Annotated in this window: 16 protein-coding genes and 1 pseudogene; 8 read left to right on the top strand and 9 right to left on the bottom strand. The window is 37.3% G+C overall.

From position 1 onward, the window contains the following. From AB1397_02485 to AB1397_02450, 8 genes are all read left to right on the top strand, one after another. A partial coding sequence (locus tag AB1397_02485) for a 7-cyano-7-deazaguanine synthase (protein ID MEW6481859.1) occupies positions 1 to 113 on the top strand: 113 nt, incomplete at its 5' end. Then, on the top strand, positions 110 to 1,384 hold the full coding sequence (locus AB1397_02480; GenBank protein ID MEW6481858.1) for an anthranilate synthase component I family protein: 1,275 nt from the start codon (positions 110 to 112) through the stop codon (positions 1,382 to 1,384). The genes AB1397_02485 and AB1397_02480, both read left to right, overlap by 4 nt. Before the next feature lie 126 nt (positions 1,385 to 1,510). Further along, entirely contained in the window at positions 1,511 to 2,263 is a 753-nt protein-coding gene (locus tag AB1397_02475) for a FlgD immunoglobulin-like domain containing protein (GenBank protein MEW6481857.1), read from the top strand. A gap of 10 nt (positions 2,264 to 2,273) precedes the next feature. Further along, positions 2,274 to 2,570: a DUF4258 domain-containing protein gene (locus tag AB1397_02470; protein ID MEW6481856.1), complete on the top strand. Its 297-nt coding sequence runs from the start codon at positions 2,274 to 2,276 to the stop codon at positions 2,568 to 2,570. After that, a complete protein-coding gene (locus AB1397_02465) occupies positions 2,489 to 2,716 on the top strand; it encodes a DUF2283 domain-containing protein (GenBank protein MEW6481855.1) in 228 nt (75 codons plus the stop codon). The genes AB1397_02470 and AB1397_02465 overlap by 82 nt, the downstream gene beginning before the upstream one ends. Further along, the gene (locus AB1397_02460) at positions 2,713 to 3,612 is read left to right on the top strand and encodes a PorV/PorQ family protein (protein MEW6481854.1); all 900 of its coding nucleotides are present in this window, start codon (positions 2,713 to 2,715) and stop codon (positions 3,610 to 3,612) included. The genes AB1397_02465 and AB1397_02460 overlap by 4 nt, the downstream gene beginning before the upstream one ends. Position 3,613: 1 nt before the next feature. After that, entirely contained in the window at positions 3,614 to 4,450 is an 837-nt protein-coding gene (locus AB1397_02455) for a HepT-like ribonuclease domain-containing protein (protein MEW6481853.1), read from the top strand. A gap of 48 nt (positions 4,451 to 4,498) precedes the next feature. Beyond that, positions 4,499 to 4,987 (top strand): hypothetical protein, encoded by a 489-nt coding sequence (locus AB1397_02450; GenBank protein ID MEW6481852.1) that lies wholly within the window; start codon positions 4,499 to 4,501, stop codon positions 4,985 to 4,987. A 163-nt stretch (positions 4,988 to 5,150) separates the two neighbouring features. Here the strand turns inward: AB1397_02450 and AB1397_02445 are convergent, their stop codons facing one another. From AB1397_02445 to AB1397_02405, 9 genes and pseudogenes are all read right to left on the bottom strand, one after another. Then, on the bottom strand, positions 5,151 to 5,492 hold the full coding sequence (locus AB1397_02445; GenBank protein ID MEW6481851.1) for a hypothetical protein: 342 nt from the start codon (positions 5,490 to 5,492) through the stop codon (positions 5,151 to 5,153). A 5-nt stretch (positions 5,493 to 5,497) separates the two neighbouring features. Further along, positions 5,498 to 6,259 (bottom strand): site-specific DNA-methyltransferase, encoded by a 762-nt coding sequence (locus AB1397_02440; GenBank protein MEW6481850.1) that lies wholly within the window; start codon positions 6,257 to 6,259, stop codon positions 5,498 to 5,500. Positions 6,260 to 6,370: 111 nt separating this feature from the next. Further along, positions 6,371 to 6,514: pseudogene (locus AB1397_02435) on the bottom strand (helix-turn-helix domain-containing protein). A 239-nt stretch (positions 6,515 to 6,753) separates the two neighbouring features. Next, complete coding sequence (locus AB1397_02430) at positions 6,754 to 7,125, bottom strand: hypothetical protein (GenBank protein MEW6481849.1); 372 nt, start codon at positions 7,123 to 7,125, stop codon at positions 6,754 to 6,756. A gap of 101 nt (positions 7,126 to 7,226) precedes the next feature. Continuing rightward, entirely contained in the window at positions 7,227 to 7,511 is a 285-nt protein-coding gene (locus tag AB1397_02425; GenBank protein MEW6481848.1) for a DUF2442 domain-containing protein, read from the bottom strand. 12 nt (positions 7,512 to 7,523) lie between these two features. Further along, on the bottom strand, positions 7,524 to 7,796 hold the full coding sequence (locus AB1397_02420; protein MEW6481847.1) for a DUF4160 domain-containing protein: 273 nt from the start codon (positions 7,794 to 7,796) through the stop codon (positions 7,524 to 7,526). A gap of 101 nt (positions 7,797 to 7,897) precedes the next feature. Beyond that, positions 7,898 to 8,143, bottom strand: a complete 246-nt coding sequence (locus AB1397_02415; GenBank protein ID MEW6481846.1) for a DUF2442 domain-containing protein — start codon at positions 8,141 to 8,143, stop codon at positions 7,898 to 7,900. A 9-nt stretch (positions 8,144 to 8,152) separates the two neighbouring features. Next, positions 8,153 to 8,410, bottom strand: a complete 258-nt coding sequence (locus AB1397_02410; GenBank protein ID MEW6481845.1) for a DUF4160 domain-containing protein — start codon at positions 8,408 to 8,410, stop codon at positions 8,153 to 8,155. 114 nt (positions 8,411 to 8,524) lie between these two features. Next, positions 8,525 to 8,914, bottom strand: coding sequence for a hypothetical protein (locus tag AB1397_02405; GenBank protein MEW6481844.1), 390 nt, complete (start codon positions 8,912 to 8,914; stop codon positions 8,525 to 8,527). Positions 8,915 to 9,103: the final 189 nt, after the last annotated feature.

Below are 9,103 nucleotides of genomic sequence, written 5' to 3'. Positions count from 1 at the left end.
GACCAGGGGGGAAAAAACCTTGTGGAATATGCGAAAGCTGCCTTCTTCGTAAATATGGTTTTCTTAAAGCAAAAATTGTTGATCCTTTAATGAAGAATGGTAGAAAAAATTGATAAACCCACAAGCCTTTTATTCCCATTTTAGAAATAAAAAGGATTCATTTCTCCTTGAGAGTATGAATGGACCTTTTAAGGTTGCAAGGTATTCATTTATCGGATTTGACCCCTTTATTACAATAAAAGCAAAGGGAGATAAGGTATTTGTAAATGAAAAGGTTTATAAAGGAAATCCGTTTTTTATCTTAAGGGATGTATTAAAAAGGGCAAAAAAACATAAAGAATTTAAGGGAGGTTTTGGGTATTTTAGTTATTCCCTTGCCTGGTTTATTGAGGATTTGCCAAAGAAAAATGTAGACGATATTGGAATGCCAGACCTATACCTTATCTTTCCAAAGAGCCTTATTGTTTTTGACCATAAGCTAAAAACAATGGAAATTCTTTCTTTAAATGAAAATGAAATAAAAAAGGAAATTATAAAAAAAGAGCTACCATTTTCAAAGGAGATAAAAAGGGGAAGGCTTATATCAAATTTTACAAAAAAGAAATACATTGAGATGGTAAAAAAAGCAAAGGAATATATAAAGGCTGGTGATATATATCAGGCTAATCTATCGCAGAGGTTTTGTTGTAAGCTTGATATGGATCCTTGGTTTGTCTATAAAAGGCTTTCTTCTATTAATCCATCGCCATTCTCTGCATTCTTAAACCTTGGGGATAGCTATATTGTAAGCTCATCACCCGAGAGGCTTATCAGGGTATCTGATGGGATTATTGAAACAAGACCCATTGCGGGAACAAGGCCCCGTGGAAAAGGGAAGATAGATAAAGAGCTTGAAAGAGAGCTTATCTTGAGCGAAAAAGAGAGGGCTGAGCATATTATGCTCCTTGACCTTGAAAGGAATGATATTGGAAAGGTTTGTAAATATGGAACAGTAATACCGGATGAGCTTATGACAATTGAAAGGTATTCCCATGTTATGCATATTGTATCAAATATTAAGGGAGTTTTAAGGGAGGATAAGGATTTCATTGATTGCATCATCGCAGGATTTCCTGGGGGAACAATTACAGGCGTTCCAAAGAAGAGGTGTATGGAGATAATTGAGGAGCTTGAAAATACAGCAAGAGGGATTTATACAGGCTCAATTGGCTACATTGATTTTGCTGGCAAAATGGACTTAAATATTATTATAAGAACAATCATTATTAAAGATGGCAAGGCATATATCCAGGCAGGTGGAGGCATAGTTTCAGATTCAGATCCCGAGCTTGAGTATTACGAAACCTTACATAAGGCAGGGGCTTTAATATTAAGTATCAAATAATAAACAGTTTAGGCAATCCCTTTTTTGTTATAATCAAAAAAGCTTATTTTGTTTTTTCTTTTGTAAAGGTGTGAAGGCAAAAATTTTCTTCCAATCTCTCTTTCTCTTGTATTATAATATTTTTTAATGTTAAAGAAGCTTATTTTTTTCTTTTTCCTCTTAGGAGGCACATCCTTCGGCCAATATAGCCTAAACTGGGATGTGTTTATCATAATAGAGGGCGATTTAGCAAACAATATATATAACCTTTCTGGGATAAGCTTTCCTATTGAAGGAAGGTCCTCTAATAGCACATATACCGCAATGGCTGGTGTTTCCCCAGCCCTTTCTTCAATTCAACAAGCAACCTTAACCTTACAAGCACAAGCCATATCCCCTGTTTGTCTAAGGCTTACCTGGGATGATATTGCCACAGAGACATCCTATACCCTTTATAGAAATGGTTTTTTCTTAGTAAATCTTTCTGCGAACACTATCTTCTATGAAGATACAGATAATCTTAAAGCAAATACTGAGTATACATATCTCCTTGAGGCTTATGCAGGAACCAGCATTATCGCATCAGGAACCACAACCATCAAAACACCCCCATCAAAACATAAGTTCATCCCCTATCATAACCTATTCTATCCAAACAAAGGGGAAAGGGTCTCTATCTACTATGAGATTTTTTCATCTTGTGAGGTTAGCATAAAGCTCTATGATTTAAAGGGAAGGCTAATAAAGAACCTTGTATCAGAAAACAAATCAAGCGGCAAATACTGGACAGAATGGGATGGAAAGGATGATGATGGAGAGCTTGCAGATTCTGGGGTCTATATCATCCAGATTAAGGCAGGAAGCCTTATGGAGGCAAAGAAGATAATCTTGGTAAGATGATGAACAAAAGATGGAGGTCGTATTTACAGAGCATGCAAAATATAGAATGGCAACCAGAGGTATTACTAGAACAATGGTTATAAGTGCATTAAGATTTCCCGATAGAATAGGAAAGGGGTATAATAATAAAACATTGGCATATAAAACTTTTAGCAATGGGACAATCAAGGTTGTTTATTTCCGATGCTACCTATGTAGTTATTTCAGTAATGTGGGAGGAAAATTATGCAAATTACTTATGATACAAGGGCTGATGCGATATATATCAAATTTCAAAAGGGTAAATTTATGGCAAATAAAGAGATAGATGGGGGCATCATATTAGATATTGGAGAAAATAATGCCCTTTTAGGGATTGAGATACTTGAAGCAAGTAGTCGTTTTTCTCTCAAAGATATAGCTAGGGTAGATGTTCAAATGCCTTTAGATATGAGGGTTGGGACGGAAAGATGAAGGTTGAAACCTGCCACTTTGGTGAGTTGGTGCTCTACTGCCTTGTGCTCTGGTGCTCTACTGCCTCCTGCTCTGGTATTGGCTTAGAATTCCCACCCACTGCAAGGTCAAGTGCCTTAGGAGAAGCATTGGTTGCCAATCCAAAGTCTCCAGCTGAGGCTTTATACTTTAATCCAGCAGCATTAGCTAATATTGAGGGAAAATCCCTCTCTGCCTTTTATGAGGATGGTCTATTGGATACATATTACAGCAATATAAGCTATGGCCAAAGAATAAAGGATAAAGGGTTAGGTGCAAGCCTTGGGATATTAAATGGTGGCAAGGCTATAATCTATGAGTTTGAGGGAACGGAAAAATCTATTAACTCCCAAAACGATACATACTTAAGCCTTGGCTTGGGAAAAATGATCTACCACAATCTTAATATAGGAGCAAGCTTTAAAATTATTAAATCCACCCTGGCTGAAAAGCATAAAGCCTCTACCTATGCCTTTGACATCGGCATCCTCTATCAAAATCTATCAGAAAAATGCTCACTAGGAGCAAGTATCAGAAATATAGGAGAATGGCTAGAATATGAAAAGGATAAAAACAGCCTTCCCTTTACTGTTCAAATAGGTGGAGGTTTAGACTTAATGTTAGTATTCAACCTTCCGTTAGAGCTGATGTATTCAGTTAGTAAGACCCGAAAAAACAACATGAGCCTTTCACTAGGTGCTGAATACTACCCATTTTCATCCCTTGCTTTAAGATTGGGTTATAAGAATAATTATGAAAACCAGGGCTTAAGCCTTGGCTTTGGAATAATTTATAACAAAATAAACCTTGACTATGCCTATGTGCCTATAAAAGACCTTGATTCTTCCCATAGGTTGTCAATGGGGATAAGGTTTTAGAATGGAAAAGATTAAAGAATTAAAAGGGTATTTTAAAGAAAGGAATGATATAGTTTTTGCCTTTTTATTCGGTTCTCGGGCAAAAGGAAGGCCTTCTAATATCTCTGATTGGGATGTGGCTGTTTACTTTAAGCCCTTTGAGTATATGGAGATAGAAACCCAAGAAAATTATCCCGATGAAAAAAGCACCTGGGGTGAACTGGTTGATATTTTAAAGACAGATGAGGTTGACCTTTTGGTTTTAAATAGAGCTCGTCCATCTTTGGTATTCTCTGTTTTAAGTTCAGGGCTTCCTTTGAAGATTAGCAACAGAAAACTTTACTGGAGGCTTTTGTGCAAAACAAGCTATGAGGCGATTGATTACTGGAATTTTGTCTTTGATTTCTTTAAGATAAGGGAGGCATCTACCTCTCTAACCTCAGAAAATAAGGCAATCCTTATTGAAACATTGGTTTTTTTGGAGAATGAATTTGGGGATATTGAGAAATTTAAGGGATTAACCTGGGAAGAATATAGCAACGATCGTTCAAAAAGGAGGGATGTAGAACGCTGGGTAGAAAATATAGTGATGGGCTCTTTGGATATTGCAAAGATTATATTGGCTTCAGAAAAAAAAGATCTTCCTCATACATATAGAGAGGTATTGGAACAATTTGGACTTTTTTATTTTGGAGAGGAATTTGCCAAGAGGTTTTCTCATTTTGCCGGATTAAGAAATATCGTGGTTCATCAATATTTAGACATTAAGTGGATGCAAATTAAGGATTTTATTAAAGAGGCAGAGGAATTGTATCCTTTGTTTATTAAAAAGGTAAAGTCCGTGTCAATCAGTGGCTGAATAGTTACAAATTTAAAATGTTGCAAAAGCAACAGGGAGGAACAAAAGATGAAGAACAGAAAAATGTTCATAATGGCATTAGCCATTTTGGGTCTTTTCCTATCAGGAAAAGAGGGGAAAGGAGAAATCAGGGTTCCTGGGTATATCAGCTACCAGGGCCTTCTTCAGGAAAATGGTCTATTGGTAGAGGGGACAAAGAGCATTACCTTTAAGCTCTATCCCCAGGAGACTGGGGGTAGTGTCCTTTGGACTGGGGATAGAGATGTTTTCTGCACCCAAGGTATATTCTCTACCCGTCTGGGGCCACTTCCCATTACAAGCTTGATTAACCAAGACCTCTGGCTTGAAATAGTAATCAAAGGTAGTGCACTTAGCCCAAGGCAAAGGGTAAATTCTGTTGTCTTTGGCTTTGCTTCCTTGTATGCACAGACAGCAACCTATGCCAGCACAGCCACCTATGCCCTTAACCCAGGACCAATCGGGCCACAGGGTCCACAGGGAACTTATAGTATCTTCCATTACTTAGTGCAAAAATAGATAGGGTTGTGTTTATCTGTTTAAAAATTCATCCACCTTTTAAGAAATTTTGAATTCTAAATTTTGAATTTTGAATTGAAGGTTTAAGTTTTATAAAATTTTTTCCCTTTTAATTCAAAATTCAACATTCAAAATTCATAATTTTATAAAGTTTTCCTTAAGATTATCTAAACACATACATTTTGTAAAGCGTTATGGAATTAACTATATATCCATCTCTCTTAAAGATTGCTTCTTTGACATTTTCAGGGAATTCGTATAACTCCTTATTTTGAATGAGGTCAGGGTCATATTTATAAACTCCCTTTCTTACCTTTATCAGAAAACCTTCCTGATGCAATCTTCTTATACCACGCCAAGTATCTCGAGGTTTCTTACCATATAGTTTGAGATACTGTTCCTCGACCCAATCAACAACTGGGCCATGTTGTAGGTCTTCTTTAGGATGATTTCTAAAGTATTCCATTATCAAATCAGCAATGGTCTTTTTCAATTTAGCCATCATCTTGCCTATGTTGTTAGCTCCAATTTAAGCTGGTTTATCTTTGCTTCGCTTACCAACCTCTGTTTTGCAATCCCACAGTAATTTTTATCAATCTCAACCCCAATTCCTTTTCTGTTTGTAAGGTATGCAGCAATTAAGGTAGAGCCACTACCTAAGAATGGATCGAGTATAGTATCACCCACAAAAGTGAATAATTTTATACATCTTCTTGGAAGCTCTACTGGAAATGGGGCTGGATGCCCAACTCTCTTTTTACTCTCACCCATAAAATTCCACATCCCATTCGTCCAATCCATAAACTCTTTTCTACTAATATCTGATTTTTTACTACCACTAATCTTCTTCCACCGGTCTTTGTAAAGAATAACAATAACTTCAACAGGAGCAATAACATAAGGAGCTGAAGCAGAAAGCCACGAACCCCATGCAGTCCGTCTTGAAATATTTTGCTCATTCCAAATAATTGTTGAATGGTATTTCCACCCTACTTGCTTTGCAATTGTTGTGATGTCAGCACATACGCTTTGCTGACCGCCTTTGTTTTTATCAAGAGGAATATTTAGACAAAACCTCCCATCATCTTTTACCAATCTATAGCATTTTGTCAACCACTCCCTTGTGAAAGATAAATAATCTTTGTAGGAGATTTTGTCATCACAAGAATTGTACTTAATATCTACATTATAGGGAGGAGAAGTAACAATCAAATCAATTGTCCCTTTGCTAACACAGTTTGTTGTCAAAAAATCATCATTATAAATCCAAATAGAATCTTCATGAAAATAAGGTTCAATCTTGGGGGTAACCTGATAGGGAACGAGCTTTTCTCTTACTAATGGGGTCTCAATGTCTTGACTTTTTCTGGGGAACTCTTCAAGGTCTTTTTGGCTGAAGCGTCTTTGTCCTCCTGGGGTTCTTACAGGAGAAAGCAAGCCTCGTTTTTCTATACGATAGATAGTAGATGGACTTACCCCCAGATAGTCAGCAGCTTCTTTGGTACTATATATAGCTCTATCTTCCATAATTGACCTTCTTAAACCAATCTTGAGCCTTTCGTATAACGATTGAGCTCACCTGCTGCGAGGGGGAATTACCACTACACTTTCATAAGCAAGATAAAACTTTGGGAAATTACAAAACTATCTCAATCACGCCACAGCCCCTCGCAGTCAGGTGCAGCGATTTGTTAGACAAAAATTCCCCTCATTTTTCTTGCTTAGTTTATCCCATATCTGACCATTTCTATAATGGCTACTCAAAATCAATATTCTGTAAATTCACGGCGTCTTAGATTAGAGAGATCAAGTGTTCTACTCTTTGGATCAAGTTTTATCCACCATTCTTCCATACAGAGGGCACCAATCAAAGCATCAATACAACCTTCTTCTATTTCACCAAGTTCATCTACTATATATGCACTAAAATCAAATTCAAGTCCATTGATCATTGCACTTACATCACAACGCCTATCAAGGTTAAGTGTTCTTCCACCAATACTTACATGAATGGAAGGAACTTTCCGTGTATTTGGTGGCTCAAATTCTTTGCAAATATATGATCTAAGTGAACCTGTATCAAACAAGGCATTAAGCTCTCTTCCATTTATTTGTATTTTTTGAACAATTCTTGCCATTTTTAGTTCCTCCTTTGGGTATTTATATATTTTCTGCCTAACGATTGAGCTAAGCTGCGGCGGACTTGCCCGCCGTCAGCTTCAGTGATGGGTTAGACAGTCTACTTTAGCATCACCTTCTCTTCCATCCATTGAGGTAGTGGCTCACCAATTGCTTTCGAATAAAGAGTTTCAGGTGCTATGTCTACTTCGCTCCTCCAGCTGATTGTTCCTAAATCCCGATTGACCTCAAATTGCTTAAAGTACTTGAGATCCTTGAATCTTGCAAAGACTCCACCCTTCCGTGTATACGGGAGAAAATCAACTACTCCCGATTTTCCATTCTCAAATGTTAACTTAATCTTATATTCTCCAACATATTCTGCTGAGATCACATCAAAACTCATTGTCATCCCTCCTTAATCTAATGGCTGAATCTTACTCGGCTGCTGATCACTTTGTACTAATTCCCAATTGTACATAAGTTCTTTCTGGTGTTTTGCAGCCCATTCGACCACTAAGCCCAACACTCTTGGTGGTAGGCTACCTTCGGAAATTGTTAAATCCTGTATTCTTACCGCCGCTTTCGATCCCGCGTAACGTACATGAAAATGAGGTGGACCATGCTCGTCAAAGTACATCGCAATAATGATACCATAAAACCGACTGATTTCAGGCATTACTTTTTCCATAACCTCCATAACGATTCCATTTGTGTTGTGATATTATTGTACTGTCTAACGATTAAGCTAAGCTGCGGCGGGCTTGCCCGGCGGTCAGCTTCAGCGATCTGTTAGGCCAAGACTTTCATCTTGTCGTATAAAAATTCTGGCGCCATATCTGCCCCATTATCCCATACAATTGTCTCTATGTCTGGGTCAACCTTGAGGGATTTAAACCTTTCTATGTCTTTCAGAGGTTCAAATACCTCGCCATAGAGTTCGTCCTTCAGATCAACTTCTCCTATGGCACCATCATTAAACCGAAGCCAAATTACATAATCATGCAAATATTTTGCCTCTTTAACATGAAGTATCATTTCTGCCCCCTACTCCAAAGGCTCTATTCTCTTCAATGGCTTATTCTGTTCAGCTAAGTGCCAATCGTTTAGTAACTTTTCTTTATGTAATTCTCGCCATTCCTGCACCATAGATAAAGCACGTTTAGACATATAGCCTGTAACCCTTCCTGTTTCAATTTCAACAACCACCTCTTCATCTCCATATTTTGCATGAAAATGTGCAGGTACATGTTCACGCCAATACATATAAATTATGATTCCAAAAAATCGACTTATAATAGGCACCTTTTGTAATTCCTCTCAAAAGGTCTAACGACCGAGCTAAGCTGCGGCGGGCTTGCCCGCCGTCAGCTTCAGCGATTGGTTATACGCTTTTTGTTCAGTATCCAATTAGCCTTTTTACTTAACCCAATGTCCAATCCATAAAACTGTAATAAATGTCAATAGTGTCAACATCCAGAAGAATAGATGTTTGAAGAAAACAGAAGTTAATGTAGATGACAACCTTAACTCTTTCAATTGAGGAACTTTCTGTAAAATCTTAAAACGATGATTAAGGATAACCCATTCAACCATTCCTTCTAAACCTCCCAAGATGCCAAAGATAAAAGGATAAAGAATCCAAGTATAACAAATCCAAACAGGAATAGTAAAGATGATAAGACCAACCACAAGATGAATTATGAGTGTAAAGCTAATCAGCCTCTGCTTATCTTTAAGCCAAGAGGGCACCCAATGTATGTAATAAGTTCCCCAGTATTTCTTTACAGCCAAACCGGTTACCAACATCCACACCAGTAAAGATGAGAAGCCGAATACAACATACACAGTAGTTACTTTGTACTCATTATATCCAAGTATTATAGTATCTTCCCTCACTTAGTGCAAAAATAGATAGGGTGTGTTTATCTGTTAAAAATTCATCCACCTTTTAAGAAATTTTGAATTCTAAATTTTGAATTTTGAATTGAAAATTTC

The sequence above is a fragment of the bacterium genome (genome assembly GCA_040756715.1).
Taxonomy (GTDB): Bacteria; UBA9089; UBA9088; order UBA9088; family UBA9088; genus JBFLYE01.
This window is presented reverse-complemented; position numbering and strand designations above follow the sequence as displayed.